Source organism: Enterobacter sp. ODB01 (assembly GCF_001623605.1).
Taxonomy (GTDB): domain Bacteria; phylum Pseudomonadota; class Gammaproteobacteria; order Enterobacterales; family Enterobacteriaceae; genus Enterobacter; species Enterobacter kobei.
On sequence record NZ_CP015227.1, the window covers coordinates 542,396 to 559,158 of the forward strand.

15 protein-coding genes and 3 tRNA genes are annotated in these 16,763 nt (G+C 55.1%); 11 read left to right on the forward strand and 7 right to left on the reverse strand.

All coding sequences use genetic code 11. The features are described from left to right. Positions 1-9 precede the first annotated feature (9 nt). The 5 genes from queF to xni all read left to right on the forward strand — a co-directional run bounded on the left by queF (position 10) and on the right by xni (position 6,443). Positions 10-852, forward strand: coding sequence for an NADPH-dependent 7-cyano-7-deazaguanine reductase QueF (gene queF, locus A4308_RS02600; RefSeq protein ID WP_014885059.1), 843 nt, complete (start codon positions 10-12; stop codon positions 850-852). Positions 853-967: 115 nt separating this feature from the next. Next, positions 968-2,332 carry a nucleotide 5'-monophosphate nucleosidase PpnN gene (gene ppnN / locus A4308_RS02605; protein WP_014885060.1) on the forward strand — a complete coding sequence of 455 codons (1,365 nt, stop codon included), beginning with the start codon at positions 968-970 and terminating at the stop codon, positions 2,330-2,332. 514 nt (positions 2,333-2,846) lie between these two features. Then, positions 2,847-4,142, forward strand: a complete 1,296-nt coding sequence (locus A4308_RS02610) for an HAAAP family serine/threonine permease (RefSeq protein ID WP_014885061.1) — start codon at positions 2,847-2,849, stop codon at positions 4,140-4,142. A 65-nt stretch (positions 4,143-4,207) separates the two neighbouring features. Further along, the gene (gene sdaB, locus A4308_RS02615) at positions 4,208-5,575 is read left to right on the forward strand and encodes an L-serine ammonia-lyase II (protein ID WP_014885062.1); all 1,368 of its coding nucleotides are present in this window, start codon (positions 4,208-4,210) and stop codon (positions 5,573-5,575) included. 112 nt (positions 5,576-5,687) lie between these two features. Further along, a complete protein-coding gene (gene xni / locus A4308_RS02620; protein ID WP_023337708.1) occupies positions 5,688-6,443 on the forward strand; it encodes a flap endonuclease Xni in 756 nt (251 codons plus the stop codon). A 60-nt stretch (positions 6,444-6,503) separates the two neighbouring features. On the opposite strand, the gene rlmM is transcribed toward xni, so the two are convergent. The 4 genes from rlmM to A4308_RS02640 form a co-directional block, all read right to left on the reverse strand. After that, positions 6,504-7,604 (reverse strand): 23S rRNA (cytidine(2498)-2'-O)-methyltransferase RlmM, encoded by a 1,101-nt coding sequence (gene rlmM, locus A4308_RS02625; protein WP_014885064.1) that lies wholly within the window; start codon positions 7,602-7,604, stop codon positions 6,504-6,506. Further along, positions 7,597-7,992 (reverse strand): DUF423 domain-containing protein, encoded by a 396-nt coding sequence (locus tag A4308_RS02630; protein WP_014885065.1) that lies wholly within the window; start codon positions 7,990-7,992, stop codon positions 7,597-7,599. The genes rlmM and A4308_RS02630 overlap by 8 nt, the downstream gene beginning before the upstream one ends. A 39-nt stretch (positions 7,993-8,031) precedes the next feature. Then, the gene (gene gcvA / locus A4308_RS02635) at positions 8,032-8,949 is read right to left on the reverse strand and encodes a glycine cleavage system transcriptional regulator GcvA (protein ID WP_014885066.1); all 918 of its coding nucleotides are present in this window, start codon (positions 8,947-8,949) and stop codon (positions 8,032-8,034) included. A 349-nt stretch (positions 8,950-9,298) separates the two neighbouring features. Continuing rightward, positions 9,299-9,526, reverse strand: a complete 228-nt coding sequence (locus A4308_RS02640; RefSeq protein ID WP_008499648.1) for a YgdI/YgdR family lipoprotein — start codon at positions 9,524-9,526, stop codon at positions 9,299-9,301. A 192-nt stretch (positions 9,527-9,718) separates the two neighbouring features. Here A4308_RS02640 and csdA point away from each other — a divergent pair, with 192 nt between their 5' ends. Beyond that, positions 9,719-10,924, forward strand: a complete 1,206-nt coding sequence (gene csdA / locus A4308_RS02645; protein ID WP_045281986.1) for a cysteine desulfurase CsdA — start codon at positions 9,719-9,721, stop codon at positions 10,922-10,924. After that, complete coding sequence (gene csdE / locus A4308_RS02650) at positions 10,924-11,370, forward strand: cysteine desulfurase sulfur acceptor subunit CsdE (RefSeq protein WP_014885068.1); 447 nt, start codon at positions 10,924-10,926, stop codon at positions 11,368-11,370. The genes csdA and csdE overlap by 1 nt, the downstream gene beginning before the upstream one ends. Here the strand turns inward: csdE and tcdA are convergent. Together tcdA and mltA are read right to left on the reverse strand one after the other, a co-directional pair. Then, a complete protein-coding gene (gene tcdA / locus A4308_RS02655; RefSeq protein ID WP_006811804.1) occupies positions 11,361-12,167 on the reverse strand; it encodes a tRNA cyclic N6-threonylcarbamoyladenosine(37) synthase TcdA in 807 nt (268 codons plus the stop codon). The genes csdE and tcdA overlap by 10 nt on opposite strands. A gap of 77 nt (positions 12,168-12,244) precedes the next feature. Continuing rightward, positions 12,245-13,342, reverse strand: a complete 1,098-nt coding sequence (mltA, locus tag A4308_RS02660) for a murein transglycosylase A (protein ID WP_045269137.1) — start codon at positions 13,340-13,342, stop codon at positions 12,245-12,247. 208 nt (positions 13,343-13,550) lie between these two features. Between mltA and A4308_RS02665 the strand changes: the two genes are divergently transcribed. The 3 genes from A4308_RS02665 to A4308_RS02675 all read left to right on the forward strand — a co-directional run bounded on the left by A4308_RS02665 (position 13,551) and on the right by A4308_RS02675 (position 13,858). Continuing rightward, a tRNA-Met gene (locus tag A4308_RS02665) sits at positions 13,551-13,627 on the forward strand. A 44-nt stretch (positions 13,628-13,671) separates the two neighbouring features. Continuing rightward, positions 13,672-13,748 (forward strand) — tRNA-Met (locus A4308_RS02670). 33 nt (positions 13,749-13,781) lie between these two features. Next, a tRNA-Met gene (locus A4308_RS02675) sits at positions 13,782-13,858 on the forward strand. An 89-nt stretch (positions 13,859-13,947) separates the two neighbouring features. On the opposite strand, the gene amiC is transcribed toward A4308_RS02675, so the two are convergent. Further along, a complete protein-coding gene (gene amiC / locus A4308_RS02680) occupies positions 13,948-15,201 on the reverse strand; it encodes an N-acetylmuramoyl-L-alanine amidase AmiC (protein ID WP_014885071.1) in 1,254 nt (417 codons plus the stop codon). 226 nt (positions 15,202-15,427) lie between these two features. Here amiC and argA point away from each other — a divergent pair, with 226 nt between their 5' ends. Then, positions 15,428-16,759, forward strand: coding sequence for an amino-acid N-acetyltransferase (argA, locus tag A4308_RS02685; RefSeq protein ID WP_014885072.1), 1,332 nt, complete (start codon positions 15,428-15,430; stop codon positions 16,757-16,759). The last annotated feature ends 4 nt before the right edge of the window (positions 16,760-16,763 follow it).

Consider the following 16,763-nt stretch of genomic DNA (forward strand, 5'->3'; position numbering starts at 1 on the left):
CTATGAAACATGTCTTACGAAAATCATCAGGCGTTAACCGGCTTAACGCTGGGTAAATCGACCGATTACCGCGATACCTACGATGCAAGCCTGCTGCAGGGTGTGCCGCGCAGTCTGAACCGCGATCCTCTGGGATTGCACGCGGACGCGCTGCCGTTCGTGGGCGGCGATATCTGGACGCTGTATGAAATCTCCTGGCTCAACGCGCGCGGCCTGCCGCAGGTGGCGGTCGGACACGTTGAGCTGGATTACGCCAGCCAGAATCTGGTGGAATCCAAGAGCTTTAAGCTCTATCTCAACAGTTTCAACCAGACCAAATTTAATCACTGGGATGAGGTTCAGCAGACGCTGGAACGCGATTTAACCGCCTGTGCTCAGGGTCAGGTCAGCGTTTCGCTGTACCGCCTGCACGAACTGGAAGGGCAGCCGATCGCCCACTTCAACGGAACCTGCATCGACGATCAGGATATCGAGGTGGAGAATTATGAATTCAGCGCCGATTACCTCGAAAACGCGGCGAGCGGCAAGGTGGTTGAAGAGACGCTGGTCAGCCATCTGCTGAAATCCAACTGTCTGATTACCCACCAGCCGGACTGGGGTTCGGTACAGATCCAGTATCGCGGCCCGAAAATCGATCGCGAAAAGCTGCTGCGCTATCTGGTGTCGTTCCGCCATCACAACGAATTCCACGAGCAGTGCGTGGAGCGTATTTTTAGTGATATCCAGCGTTTCTGCCAGCCAGAGAAGTTGAGCGTTTACGCGCGCTATACCCGACGTGGTGGGCTGGACATTAACCCGTGGCGCACCAACACTGATTTTGTGCCAGCGACGGGTCGCCTGGTACGTCAATAATATAAATTTTTTCACAATATGCGGGCGGTATTCCGCCCGAAGTGTTGTGAAACCTCACACGCCAGGGCTATTGTAATCAAAGGGAATGACGATAATCGTCCCATAAGGAGCTCACTTGATTACACATATTAGCCCGCTTGGCTCAATGGATATGTTGTCGCAGCTGGAAGTGGACATGCTTAAACGCACGGCCAGCAGCGATTTGTATCAATTGTTTCGTAACTGTTCACTTGCCGTACTGAACTCCGGAAGCCTGACAGATAACAGTAAAGAACTGCTGTCCCGCTTCGAAAGCTTTGATATCAACGTGCTGCGCCGCGAGCGCGGCGTGAAACTGGAAGTGATCAACCCGCCAGAAGAGGCCTTTGTTGACGGGCGTATCATTCGTTCCCTTCAGGCCAACCTGTTTGCCGTACTGCGTGACATCCTGTTTGTTAACGGGCAGATCCACAACGCAGGCCGTTTCCAGCATCTCGATCTGGAAAGCTCGGTCCATATTACCAACCTGGTATTCTCTATTCTGCGCAACGCACGTGCCCTGCACGTTGGCGAAGCCCCGAACATGGTGGTCTGCTGGGGCGGTCACTCGATTAACGAAACCGAATATCTCTATGCCCGCCGGGTAGGAACGCAGCTTGGCCTGCGTGAGCTAAATATCTGTACCGGCTGTGGTCCAGGGGCAATGGAAGCGCCAATGAAAGGTGCCGCGGTGGGTCATGCGCAGCAGCGTTACAAAGAGGGACGGTTTATCGGCATGACCGAGCCGTCAATCATTGCCGCTGAGCCGCCTAACCCACTGGTGAACGAGCTGATTATCATGCCGGATATCGAGAAACGCCTGGAGGCGTTTGTCCGTATCGCGCACGGTATTATCATCTTCCCGGGCGGCGTGGGCACGGCGGAAGAGCTGCTCTATCTGCTGGGTATTCTGATGAACCCGGCCAACAAAGATCAGGTTCTGCCGCTGATCCTGACCGGGCCAAAAGAGAGCGCAGACTACTTCCGCGTGCTGGACGAGTTTATCGTGCATACGCTGGGAGAAACCGCGCGTCGTCACTACCGCATCATCATCGATGACGCGGCGGAAGTGGCGCGTCAGATGAAAAAAGCGATGCCGCTGGTGAAAGAGAATCGTCGTGATACCGGCGATGCTTACAGCTTCAACTGGTCAATTCGTATTGCGCCCGATCTGCAGATCCCGTTTGAGCCTACCCATGAAAATATGGCGAACCTCAAACTCTACCCGGACCAGCCGGTGGAAGTGCTGGCTGCCGATCTGCGTCGCGCCTTCTCCGGGATTGTCGCGGGGAACGTGAAAGAGATGGGCATTCGCGCGATTGAGCAGTATGGTCCGTACAAGATCCACGGTGACCGGGAGATGATGCGTCGCATGGATGACATGCTTCAGGGCTTTGTGGCCCAACACCGCATGAAGTTGCCGGGCTCAGCCTATATTCCGTGCTACGAAATCTGCACTTAACGGTTGGTCTGTTGTCGTTAAAGCCGGGACGCCCTGTTGTGCGTCCCGGCTTTTTTATTACCGAATCAATTCATAGATATCACTTATGTCTTAAACAAACTCGCCGCAAACGCAAACGATTACCTCGCATTAGCAACCGCAAATTATCAGCCTTAATCTAAATTACCCGCCAGAAAATCCTAAAAAGCCATTTCTTTACAGCAAAAGACACCTATCTCGCGGGCCGCCCTTTTAGCTTACATGTCGTTGGTGATAGCCTGCGCGCGCGTAAATTCTCTTTGATGTTTTTTTAACAGATAAATGGTCTAAAGATGCCCACTTCATAAGTGGATTATTGCATTTGGGATCAGGATCACTGATAGATTCATAACGAGAATGTATCTTTCCGCCCGCCAATAGTTACGGGCGAAAATTATTAAAAAACCGTCACTGAACGAATTTCATATTACCGTCAGGCACTTTTTCATCGGATTTGACTAGAAACCTGACAATTTGCTTCCTCCAGGAGATATAGATGGAAACCACTCAAACCAGCACCGTTGCTTCGATTGAATCCCGAAGTGGTTGGCGCAAAACGGATACCATGTGGATGCTTGGCCTTTACGGCACAGCAATCGGCGCTGGTGTACTGTTTCTTCCTATCAACGCAGGCGTCGGCGGTCTGATTCCGCTGATCATCATGGCCATCATCGCCTTCCCGATGACCTACTTCGCACACCGCGGTCTGACCCGCTTCGTGCTGTCCGGTAAAAACCCGGGCGAAGACATCACTGAAGTTGTTGAAGAACACTTCGGCGTGGGTGCAGGTAAACTGATTACCCTGCTCTACTTCTTCGCGATTTATCCCATCCTGCTGGTTTACAGCGTGGCCATCACCAACACCGTTGAAAGCTTCATGTTGCACCAGCTGCACATGACGCCACCACCGCGTGCCATCCTGTCTCTGATCCTGATTGTCGGCATGATGACCATCGTGCGCTTCGGTGAGCAGATGATTGTGAAAGCCATGAGCGTGCTGGTATTCCCGTTTGTCGCAGCACTGATGCTGCTGGCCTGCTACCTGATCCCACAGTGGAACGGTGCCGCACTGGAAACGCTGTCCCTGAGCAGCGCGTCTGCAACCGGTAACGGCCTGCTGATGACCCTGTGGCTGGCAATCCCGGTCATGGTCTTCTCCTTCAACCACTCCCCGATCATCTCCTCTTTCGCGGTGGCGAAACGTGAAGAGTACGGTAATGGCGCTGAGAAGAAGTGCTCCAGCATCCTGGCTCGCGCTCACATCATGATGGTGCTGACCGTGATGTTCTTCGTCTTCAGCTGCGTACTGAGCCTCTCCCCGGCAGACCTGGCGGCAGCGAAAGATCAGAACATCTCTATTCTGTCTTACCTGGCGAACCACTTTAACGCACCGCTGATTGCGTGGATGGCACCGATCATCGCGATGATCGCCATCACCAAATCCTTCCTGGGCCACTACCTGGGCGCACGCGAAGGCTTCAACGGTATGGTGATTAAATCTCTGCGTGGTAAAGGCAAGAGCATTGAAATCAGCAAGCTGAATAAAATCACTGCGCTGTTCATGCTGCTCACCACCTGGGCGGTAGCGACCCTGAACCCAAGCATCCTGGGTATGATTGAAACGCTGGGTGGCCCGGTCATCGCGATGATTCTGTTCCTGATGCCGATGTATGCGATTCAGAAAGTGCCAGCCATGCGTAAGTACAGCGGCCATGTGAGTAATGTCTTCGTGGTTATCATGGGTCTTATCGCTATCTCTGCGATCTTCTACTCCCTGTACACCATGTTCTGATTGTCACCCGCGCCGTCTTCGGACGGCGCACTCCTCCCTCTCTGACTGAAAGCAATGGACGCATCATGATTAGCGTATTCGATATCTTCAAAATCGGTATTGGTCCTTCCAGCTCTCACACCGTCGGACCAATGAAAGCCGGTAAGCAGTTCACGGACGACTTGATTGCACGCGGCATCTTGCATGACGTTACCCGCGTGGTTGTCGATGTTTACGGTTCCCTTTCTCTGACCGGGAAAGGCCACCATACCGATATCGCCATTATCATGGGCCTGGCGGGGAACCTGCCGGATACCGTTGATATTGATGCGATCCCTGGCTTCATCCAGGATGTGAACACCCACGGTCGTTTGCTGCTGGCGAACGGTGAGCATGAGGTTGAATTCCCGGTTGACCATTGCATGAATTTCCATGCGGACAACCTGTCGCTGCACGAAAACGGCATGCGCATTACCGCGTTGGCCGGCGACAAAGCGGTTTACAGCCAGACGTATTACTCTATCGGCGGCGGTTTTATCGTCGACGAAGACCACTTTGGTCAAACCAGTACCTCTTCTGTTGAAGTGCCGTATCCGTACAAAACGGCGGCGGATCTTCAGCGTCACTGCCAGGAGACGGGGCTTTCCCTCTCTGGTCTGATGATGAAAAACGAGCTGGCCCTTCACAGCAAAGAGGAACTTGAACAGCACTTCACCAGCGTCTGGGAAGTGATGCGCGGCGGTATTGAGCGCGGGATCACTACCGAAGGCGTTCTGCCTGGCAAGCTTCGCGTACCGCGTCGTGCGGCGGCGCTGCGCCGTATGCTGGTGAGCACCGACAAAACGACTACCGACCCCATGGCCGTCGTGGACTGGATTAACATGTTCGCCCTGGCGGTGAATGAAGAGAACGCCGCAGGGGGCCGCGTGGTCACCGCGCCGACCAACGGCGCATGCGGTATCGTTCCGGCCGTGCTGGCGTACTACGACAAGTTTATCCGTGAGGTCAACGCCAACTCTCTGGCGCGCTACCTGCTGGTCGCCAGCGCGATTGGTTCTCTGTATAAGATGAACGCGTCGATTTCCGGTGCGGAAGTGGGCTGCCAGGGTGAAGTCGGCGTGGCCTGCTCCATGGCAGCGGCGGGTCTGGCTGAACTGTTGGGCGCGAGCCCGGCTCAGGTGTGCATTGCGGCGGAAATCGGCATGGAGCATAACCTGGGTCTGACCTGTGACCCAGTTGCCGGGCAGGTACAGGTACCGTGCATCGAGCGTAACGCGATCGCCTCCGTGAAGGCGGTGAACGCGGCACGTATGGCCCTGCGCCGCACCAGCGAACCGCGCGTCTGCCTCGATAAAGTTATCGAAACCATGTACGAAACAGGCAAAGATATGAACGCCAAATACCGCGAAACCTCTCGCGGCGGCCTGGCGATGAAGATCGTGACCTGCGATTAAGCCTCTCAGGAAGCCTCGTTTTGCGAGGCTTCTTCCTGTTTTCCCTCACGCTATTCGTTTCAACCCGCTGACAGTGATACCCTTTACCCATTAGCTTTAAGGGAGATTATCTGTGGCTGTTCATTTACTTATCGTCGACGCGCTCAACCTGATTCGCCGTATCCATGCGGTACAGGGCACGCCCTGTAAGGACACTTGCCTGCACGCGCTGGAGCAGCTTATTCGCCATAGCGAACCTACCCATGCAGTGGCGGTGTTTGATGACGAAGCGCGGAACAGCGGCTGGCGACACCAGCGTCTCCCTGACTACAAGGCCGGACGCGCGCCGATGCCGGACGACCTGCATGCCGAAATGCCCGTTATTCGCGCGGCCTTTGAACAACGCGGCGTTCCCTGCTGGGGCGCACACGGCAACGAAGCGGACGATCTGGCCGCGACGCTTGCGGTCAAGGTAGCGAGTGCCGGACATCAGGCCACTATCGTTTCAACGGATAAAGGCTACTGCCAGCTTCTCTCTCCCACCATCCGCATCCGCGATTACTTCCAGAAACGCTGGCTGGACGCGCCATTTATTGCCAGCGAGTTTGGCGTCTCACCAGATCAACTGCCTGACTACTGGGGACTGGCGGGGATTAGCAGCTCGAAGGTACCGGGGGTCGCGGGTATCGGGCCGAAGAGCGCCGCCCAGTTGCTGACAGATTTTCAGAGTCTGGAGGGGATATACGCCAGGCTGGATGACGTGCCGGAAAAATGGCGCAAAAAGCTGGAGGCGCACAAAGAGATGGCGTTTATATGTCGGGATGTGGCGACGTTACAGACGGATTTACAGCTGGACGGGAATTTGCAGCAGTTGCGGTTAGAGCGTTAAACGGTTCACGGTTTTGTTGGCCCGGCAAGCACAGCGCCACCGGGCAAAACAAAGCGCGCGCTATCGCTCGTCGCGACGCCCGCCTACGGCCGCCCACCAGCGACGAATATGTACCGTCACCTCTTCGCGATCGTGATACAGCTGACGCGCCTGGATCTCCACGTTAATACCGTGCTCATCCAGTTGCGCCTGGATGTAGGCCAGGTTCTGAGAGACCTCCTCGTAGCGCTTTTTCATCGGCAGCTTGAGGTTGAAAATGGTCTCGCGGCACCAGCCGTTCACCAGCCAGGAGGCCATCAGCGCGGCCACTTTTGCTGGCTTCTCAACCATGTCGCACACCATCCAGGAGATGTTGTTACGGGTCGGACGATAGCGGAAACCGTCTTCACGCAGCCAGGTTACCTGCCCGGTGTCCATCAGGCTTTGCGCCATTGGGCCGTTATCAACAGACGATACCCACATATTGCGTTTCACCAGCTGATAGGTCCAGCCGCCCGGGCACGCGCCAAGATCGACGGCATACATACCGTTAGCCAGACGCTCGTCCCACTCATCGGCCGGGATAAAGACGTGGAAGGCCTCTTCCAGCTTCAGGGTTGAGCGGCTCGGTGCATCCGACGGGAACTTCAGACGCGGGATCCCCATATAGAATGGCGAATTATTGTTGGTATACGAATAGCCGGCATAACAGCAGCCCGGAGCGATAAAGAAGATGTGTACTACCGGACGCTTCGGCGTTTCGTAGTTCGTCAGCACGCCCGCATCACGCAGCGCCGCGCGCAGCGGCACGGTAAATTTGCGGCAGAACTTCATCAGCTCTTTACTTTCGTTAGTATCCGCCACTTCCACGCGCAGATCGCCGCCCTTCTCCACTACGCCCTGCAGCATGCCGACAATTGGCGTGATGCGGTCTTCCGGGGGAAGGTCTTTCAACAGCTCACCCGCCACAAACATCTGACGAGCGAAGATCAACGAGCTAAACGGCAGTTCGCGCGCCAGCTTATCCGCATCTTCGGGCTGATAGCATTCAAAGACCACATAGCCCGCATTCTCTTTCACGCGGGCAAAGCCGAAGACGTCGCGCTTCGCCGCTTTATCGGTAATTTCCGCGGCGCACTCTTTCTCAAACCCCGGGCGACAATATAAAACAACTTTATTCATGAACAACGCCCTTGCGTTTCAGACGGATAGCTCCGATAAACATTAATACCCACCCCACCAGGAAGCTGACGCCGCCGACGGGTGTAACAAACGCCCAAAGGCGCAGATGTGAAAGTGCCAGACAGTAGAGGCTGCCGCTGAACAGCACAGTACCCAGCGCCAGAAAAACGCTGCTCCAGTAAAACCAGATGCTGATCCGACGCTGCATCGCCACCGCCAGTCCGAAAATAGCCAGCGTATGGAACGCCTGGTATTCAAGGCCGGTCTGGATCCAGCCCATCTCGACAGCACCCAACGACTTGCTCAATACATGTGCGCCAAAGGCGCCCAGTGCAACAAAAATAAAGCCACTCACCGCGGCAAAAATAAGCATGAATCGGCTGGTCATGTTTAAGTCCTGAATTAATGCGTGCCCGGCACACAAACGTTATTGTTCATACCTGAAGCGGAATTTCTCTTGCTCGCTTGCCGCCTTTGCCAGTATCCACTGCCGGAAGGCGGCTATTTTACCCAGTTCTGCCTGACTGTCATGACAAACCAGATAAAATGCATTTTTGCTGACCAGTACGTCATTAAATGGGCAAACCAGACGGCCTGCCTCAATTTCGGACTGCGCCATCACGTTGTTTGCCAACGCCACGCCCTGCCCGTGAATGGCAGCCTGTAGCACCATCGCACTGTGGCTAAAAATGGGCCCTTGCTGCACGTTTATATGACTTAGACCTAATTGACGGGTATACGTTTGCCAGTCGCGGCGAGAGGCATCATGTAAAAGCGTATGCTGCGCCAGGTCAGCGGGGGTCTTCAGCGCTTTGTCGCCCGTTAACAGCAGAGGCGAGCAGACCGGCAGCAGATATTCTGCGTATAATTTCTCGACACGCAAGCCCGGCCAGTTACCTCGACCGTAAAAAATGGCGACATCCACATCATCGGCCAGCTTGTCTTCCTGACGATCCACCGCCTGGATTCGAACGTCGATCCCCGGATAAGCTGAGTTAAAGCTTGAGAGTCTTGGCACCAGCCACTGAATGGCAAAACTGGGCAATAAACTGACAGTCAGGGCACCTTTTGCACTGCGGGCCTGCAGCTTGCGCGTGGCTTCCGTGAGCTGGGAAAAAATCTCTTTAATATCCTGAAAATAGCTCTGCCCCTCTTCAGTCAACAGCAATGAACGATTGCGTCGACGAAATAGCTTAAGGCCCAGGAAATCCTCCAGAGACTTGATTTGGTGACTTACTGCGGCCTGTGTCACAAAAAGCTCATCTGCCGCACGGGTGAAGCTGAGGTGACGTGCTGCTGCATCAAAAACGCGTAATGCATTAAGGGGTGGCAATCGCTTTGACATGGTTATCTGGCTTAGATGTTAACTGAATTTAACAAATAGGAAACAACGTTTAACCTATTAGTTTTTTTTATCTGAGCCATTATAATTTGTCCGTTGAGGAACTACCAGCAAATACCTATAGTGGCGGCACTTCCTGAGCCGGAACGAAGAGCTTTTTTCGGAATGCGTGTTCTGAAGGGCTTTTGGCTTACGGTTGTGATGTTGTGTTGTTGTGTTTGCAATTGGTCTGCGATTCAGACCACGGTAGCAACGCTACCAATTTTTCACTTCCTGTACATTTACCCTGTCTGTCCATAGTGATTAATGTAGCACCGCCAACTTGCGGTGCTTTTTTTTCGCCTGCGATCGGTTAATGCTCGATCTCTTTCATCTCTTTCACGTCCGTGCGGTTGATCTGCTGCTTGTTCCCGTTCGCATCTTTATACGAAATCATCCCGGTATCGTTATCGGTTGTCGGTTTCCCTTCCGAAACGATGGAACGACCATCGTTGGTATGCATCACGTAGTTGTTACCAGAACAGGCGCTCAGGGCAAAAGTAAACGCACAGGCAGAAATGATTGCAGCTGTCTTATTCATGATTATTCTCCTTTAGCAATTAATGCTATTCAAAACTCGATTTATAACAGGCTAAAACATCCGCCTAACACTATTTAGCATAACCTGCTTTTACGAGGTCGCCAGGATAAGCAGACGAATCTGATAGATATCAACCTCCTTGCCCTGCCGCTGAAATTGCGCGACGATCGCGTTATTGATATGAGGAGTCCCATGAACGCTTTCAGTCCTGCGCAGTTTCGCGCACAGTTCCCGGCGCTGGCCGATGCCGGTGTTTACCTTGATAGCGCCGCCACCGCTTTGAAGCCCCAGGCGGTGATTGACGCGACGCAGCAGTTCTACAGCCTGAGCGCCGGGAACGTGCATCGCAGTCAGTTTGCCGAAGCGCAGCGCTTAACCGCGCGCTACGAAGCCGCACGCGATCAGGTTGCACGCCTGATCAATGCTGAAAGCGGAAAAAGTATCGTCTGGACGCGCGGCACGACCGAAGCCATTAACATGGTGGCTCAGTGCTATGCCCGCCCACGGCTGCAGGCAGGAGATGAAATCATCGTCAGCGAGGCGGAACACCACGCTAACCTGGTGCCGTGGCTGATGGTGGCCGAGCAAACGGGGGCGCAGATTGTCAAACTTCCGTTGGGTGCAGACTTCCTGCCTGACGTGGCACGTTTGCCCGAGCTGATTACCCCACGCAGCCGCATCCTGGCGTTGGGGCAGATGTCCAACGTCACCGGTGGCTGCCCGGATCTGGCCCGCGCAATTGAGATTGCCCATGCCAGCGGTATGGTGGTGATGGTCGACGGGGCGCAGGGGGTAGTGCATTTCCCGGCTGATGTGCAGGCGCTTGATATCGACTTCTATGCCTTCTCCGGACATAAGCTCTACGGGCCAACCGGCATTGGCGCACTCTACGGCAAGCCGGAACGGCTGGCGCAAATGACGCCGTGGCTCGGGGGCGGCAAAATGATTACCGAGGTGACATTCGACGGCTTCAAAACGCAGGATGTACCTTATCGTCTGGAAGCCGGTACGCCAGACGTGGCGGGCGTGATTGGCTTAAGCGCTGCGCTGGAGTGGCTGACTGAAACAGACATTGTTCAGGCGGAGAGCTGGAGCCGCGGCCTGGCGACGCTGGCAGAAGAAGAACTTAAAAAACGCCCCGGTTTCAGCTCGTTCCGCGTACAAGACTCGAGCCTGCTCGCCTTTGATTTCGCAGGCGTTCATCATAGCGACATGGTGACGCTGCTGGCCGGGTACGGCATTGCCCTGCGGGCAGGACAGCACTGCGCCCAGCCGCTTCTGGCAGCGCTCGGCGTGAGCGGCACCCTGCGCGCCTCGTTTGCGCCGTATAATACTCAAAGCGATGTCGAGGCACTGATTAGCGCCGTTGACCGCGCCCTTGAAATACTGGTGGATTAATGACTCAAGCAGCGTTAGCCGGACATCCGTTCGGCACGGTCATCACAGAAGAGACCTTAAAACAGACCTTCGCTCCCCTCACGCAGTGGGAGGACAAATATCGTCAGCTGATCCTGCTGGGCAAGCAGCTCCCCACGCTTTCAGACGATCTTAAAGCGCAGGCGAAAGAGATCGCTGGCTGCGAGAACCGCGTCTGGCTCGGGTTTAGCGTATCCGGGGAGAAGCTTCACTTCTTCGGCGACAGCGAAGGCCGTATCGTGCGCGGACTGCTGGCGGTTCTGTTAACCGCAGTGGAAGGGAAAAGCGCGGCAGAATTGTTAGCACATTCGCCGCTAATGTTCTTCGATGAGCTCGGGCTGCGCGCGCAGCTCAGCGCCTCACGCGGTCAGGGTCTGATCGCGCTCAGCGACGCGGTACTGGACGCAGCACGTCAGGCTCAGGCCTGACGTTCCGCCTTCGCCATCATCTTTTTCAGGGCGTGAGAAACCGCCACAAAGCCAAAGGAAGCGGTTACCATGGTGGCCGCCCCAAACCCTGAGGCGCAATCCATACGTTTGGGTCCTTCCGCCGTACTTTTCATTGCGCAGACCGACCCGTCCGCCTGGGGATAGACCAGCGCTTCGGTCGAGAACACGCAGTCAACGCCCAGCTTGCCTTTGCTGTTCTTCACCACGTTAAAGTCGCTTTTCAGGCGTTCACGCAGCTTTGCCGCCAGCGGATCCTGAATGGTTTTCGCCAGGTCGGCGACCTGGATTTGCGTCGGATCGATTTGCCCGCCCGCGCCGCCCGTCGTGACCAGTGGCACCTTGTAGCGACGGCAGTAGGCGATCAGCGCCGCTTTGGGACGCACGCTGTCGATAGCGTCAATCACATAGCTGTATCCTTTACTCATGTACTCCGCGACGTTATCTGCCGTGACAAAGTCGTCGATCACCGTCACGCGACATTCCGGGTTAATGAGACGAATGCGTTCCGCCATCACTTCAGACTTTGCCAGGCCGACGTTATCACGAAGGGCATGGATTTGACGGTTGGTATTGGTGACGCAAACGTCATCCATATCAATCAGCGTGATTGCGCCAATGCCGGTTCTCGCCAGCGCCTCTGCCGCCCACGACCCCACACCACCAATGCCCACGACGCAGACATGCGCATCCGCAAACAGCTGCAGGGCTTTTTCACCATAGAGACGTGCCGTGCCGCCAAAACGCTGACGCCAGGCATCGCTGATTACCACAGACATAAAACCTCAGATGTAAAAAGGGTGAGGTTCTTCCTCACCCTGAACAAGTAATCCGTATTGCGCTCAGAATACCACAATCAACCGCTGAATACGTTTCCGGTACCCGGTGCGGCCTTCAGCACCCACACGCGTCCGTAGTGGTTATACCAGCCCGCACGGTGGCCAGCATCCGGGCCAATGCCCTGATAAATATCGAAGTGCTGGCCTTTAATCGCCCCGCCCACATCCAGCGCCACCATCAGACGCAGCTCATACTGACCGTTGAATTTACCCTTGTTGTCCAGCAGCGGGACTTCCGCCAGCAGCGTGGTACCCGCAGGAATAATAGAACGATCCGATGCCACCGACGCGCGGCCAATCAGCGGAACTGCACTCGCCCCCTTCACCGGCGCGAAGTTTTGCGGTTTAAAGAAGACGAACGACGGGTTCTGCTCCAGCAGTTCACGCACCTCGGCTTCACTGTGCTTTTCGCCCCACTCGCGGATCGCCTGCATCGACATATCTTCCTTCTTCACTTCACCGCGGTCGATCAGCACCTTACCAATACTGCGATAGGCGTGGCCGTTTTTACCGGAATAGCTGAAGAAGTTAAGCGGCGAACCGTCGCCAAAATCGATGTAGCCACTGCCCTGAACGTCCATGATGAAGTTATCCATCAGGGAGTTGCTGTAAGCCAGAACGTAGTTTTCGCTCAGCGCACCCGCGTAGATCTCTGCACGAGAAGGCAGACGACCGCGTTTTGGCGGCATACGGTAGATAGGATACTGGAACTCACCCTGGCGCGTGTGTCGCGCCTGAATCACGGGCGTGTAATACCCTGTGAACTGGACGTTGCCGTAGTTATCCGCCCCTTCCATCTGCCAGGCGTCAATACCAAACTGGCGCATGTTGCGCGTATCACCGCCTGCTTTCAGCCAGTCCTGGACCGCGTTGTACACGCTACTCTGAGTGCCATACAGACGCGGCGACGCATTGCGGATCTGGTAAACCTGCTCGGAGAAATCGCCGGCGTTGATCGGAGCACCGACAGCATCAGGCTGATTAACTAAAGAGAAAGGCTGGGATAACTTCCCGTCTTTATACTGTTGACCGCGATCGGTCGGTTTGGAAGAGCAGGCCGCAAGAATCGCTACCATTGCGCCTGCCATCAGATACTTCGCCCAACGTCCTTTCATTATATCTCGTCTTTAAGTTGCCCATTTCCGCGTGATGAAGATAACAAACCGCCAGGGCTAATGAAATGCGTTCGCATGCCCTTTGGCAAATTTTGCGCAAAAAATAGTCCATATAGCACCATGTCGTTCAATTTGCATACAAAATCATGATTTATGTAAAAAAGGGGTTGCATCACAAACCTATCCGAGTATAGTGCGCATCCACGGACGCGGGGTGGAGCAGCCTGGTAGCTCGTCGGGCTCATAACCCGAAGGTCGTCGGTTCAAATCCGGCCCCCGCAACCAATTAAAATTTGATGAAGTATCTTCTACGACAGTAGAAAGACGGACGCGGGGTGGAGCAGCCTGGTAGCTCGTCGGGCTCATAACCCGAAGGTCGTCGGTTCAAATCCGGCCCCCGCAACCAATCAAATTTTAGAAAAGATAAGAAGTACGGTGCCGCGGGGTGGAGCAGCCTGGTAGCTCGTCGGGCTCATAACCCGAAGGTCGTCGGTTCAAATCCGGCCCCCGCAACCAACACTTCTAAAAACAATAAACACCCTGAAGGGTGTTTTTTTGTATCTGTCGTTTGTGAATGTGCCGGGCGTTTCACCCGGCTGAATGCGCTATCCGCGTCGCGCCAGCGTCGCCCCGTCTGAGAAATACGCCCGAATCCCCGCCAGAATCGACTCCGCCACCTCCTGCTGGAATTTTGCCGTCTTGAGCTTACGCTCCTCTTCAACGTTACTGATAAACGCCGTTTCGACCAGTATGGAGGGAATATCCGGCGCTTTAAGCACCGCAAACCCGGCCTGCTCAACGCTGTTTTTATGCAGCTTATTGATGTTACCCAGCTTGCCCAGCACCGCTTTACCAAACTTCAGGCTGTCGTTAATGGTCAGGGACTGCACCATATCGAACATCGTGTGGTCGACGTAGCGGTCACCGCTTTTGCTCACGCCACCGATCAGATCCGAGGCGTTCTGAGTGTCGGCCAGGTAACGCGCCGCGGTACTGGTCGCGCCTTTGGTTGAGAGCGCAAACACTGACGATCCACTCGGCTGACGGCTGGTAAAGGCATCTGCGTGGATCGAGACGAAGAGATCCGCACGCTGCTTCTGCGCTTTCGCCACGCGAACTTTCAGGGGGATAAAGACATCTTCATTGCGCGTCATGTAGGCGCGCATATTGCCCTCTTTATCAATCAACGCCTTCAGACGACGGGCAATTTGCAGCACCACGTCTTTCTCCCGCGTATGATATTTCCCCACCGCACCGGAGTCTTCGCCGCCGTGGCCAGGATCGAGCATGATCACAATCGGGCGATCGCGCCCCGCTTTGCCCGGCTGCGGACCACTTTGCGCAGGCGGAACCTGACGTTGCAGATCGCCTTTGTTGTAATCCTCCAGCAGGGCCAGAAGCGGATCCTGAATATCCGTTGCATTGGCTGGGTAGAGATCCATCACCAGACGCTCTTTAAACGTCGCCACAGGGGCGAGAGCGAACAGCTGCGGCTTCACGTTCTGTTTAAGCTCAAACACCATACGCACGGTTTGCGGATCAAACTGCCCGACGCGCGCCGATTTAATAAACGGATCGTCACCGCGGATCTGCGCCGCCATCCCCTTAAGCACGGAGTTAAGGTTCACGCCTTCGAGATCCACTACCACACGTTCAGGATTGCTGAGGGCAAATTGCTTATATTTCAGCACACGATTGGATTCGACCGTCACGCGCGTGTACGTCGACGACGGCCAGACGCGCACCGCCACCACCTGACTCGTGGCGGCAAGGCCGACCTGGCTGACGCTAAGCAACCACATTGCCCCGGCCCCTTTTAACAAACGGCGGCGGCTTATTGCTGAATTGGATCCCGACATGCTTCTCCCGAGCAAGAAAACGAACTGATATACAAAAGTCCAGATTGACCGAAAACTTTAACGAATGACGCATAAACTGTCATCTATAAAAGGGTAAACAATTCGCTGCTAACGCACGGATTACTTATTCATTTCTGTGGGTCGCAGAAAATTTGCACTTGCACACGCGGCCACAATCGAATAAAAATACAGAAATTACGAATAAACATTCATTAAGGGTTGTGCCATGGTGAAGGAACGTAGAACCGAACTGGTCCAGGGATTCCGCCATTCTGTTCCCTATATCAACGCCCACCGGGGAAAAACGTTTGTCATCATGCTTGGTGGCGAAGCCATTGAACATGAAAACTTTTCAAGCATCGTCAATGACATAGGCCTGCTGCACAGTCTCGGGATCCGCCTGGTGGTGGTCTACGGCGCGCGCCCGCAGATCGATGCCAACCTGGCCGCTCACCACCACGAGCCGATTTATCACAAACATACCCGCGTCACAGATGCGAAAACCCTGGAACTGGTGAAACAGGCGGCAGGGCTGCTGCAGCTGGATATTACGGCTCGCCTGTCGATGAGTCTGAACAACACGCCGCTGCAGGGGGCGCATATCAACGTCGTGAGCGGCAACTTTATCATCGCCCAGCCCCTCGGCGTGGACGATGGCGTGGATTACTGCCACAGCGGCCGCATTCGTCGTATTGATGAAGAGGCCATTCACCGTCAGCTGGACAGCGGTGCCATCGTGCTCATGGGCCCGGTGGCGGTATCCGTGACCGGCGAAAGCTTCAACCTGACGTCAGAAGAGATTGCCACCCAGCTGGCTATCAAGCTGAAGGCGGAAAAAATGATTGGGTTTTGCTCCTCACAGGGCGTCGTTAACGATGAAGGGGTGATTGTGCCGGAACTCTTCCCGAATGAAGCCCAGGCGCGCGTGGAAGCGCTGGAGGCCGAAGGAGATTACCACTCCGGCACCGTGCGTTTTCTGCGTGGTGCGGTGAAGGCCTGCCGTAGCGGCGTGCGCCGTAGCCACCTGATCAGCTATCAGGAAGACGGGGCCTTACTGCAGGAGCTCTTCTCCCGGGATGGCATCGGCACCCAGATTGTCATGGAGAGTGCGGAGCAGATACGCCGCGCGACCATCAACGATATCGGCGGTATTCTGGAACTGATCCGTCCGCTGGAACAGCAGGGTATTCTGGTGCGTCGTTCCCGTGAACAGCTGGAGATGGAGATCGACAAATTCACCATTATTCAGCGCGATAACCTGACCATTGCCTGCGCTGCGCTCTATCCGTTCCCGGAAGAGAAGATCGGTGAAATGGCCTGTGTGGCTGTGCATCCTGACTACCGGAGCTCTTCTCGCGGAGAAATGCTGCTAGAGCGCGTGGCGGCGCAGGCGCGCCAGATGGGGTTGAGCAAGCTGTTCGTCCTGACCACGCGCAGCATTCACTGGTTCCAGGAACGCGGGTTCACGCCGGTGGATATCGATTCCCTGCCGGAAACGAAGAAAGAGATGTACAACTATCAGCGCCGTTCAAAAGTGCTGATGGCCGACCTGGGATAATACG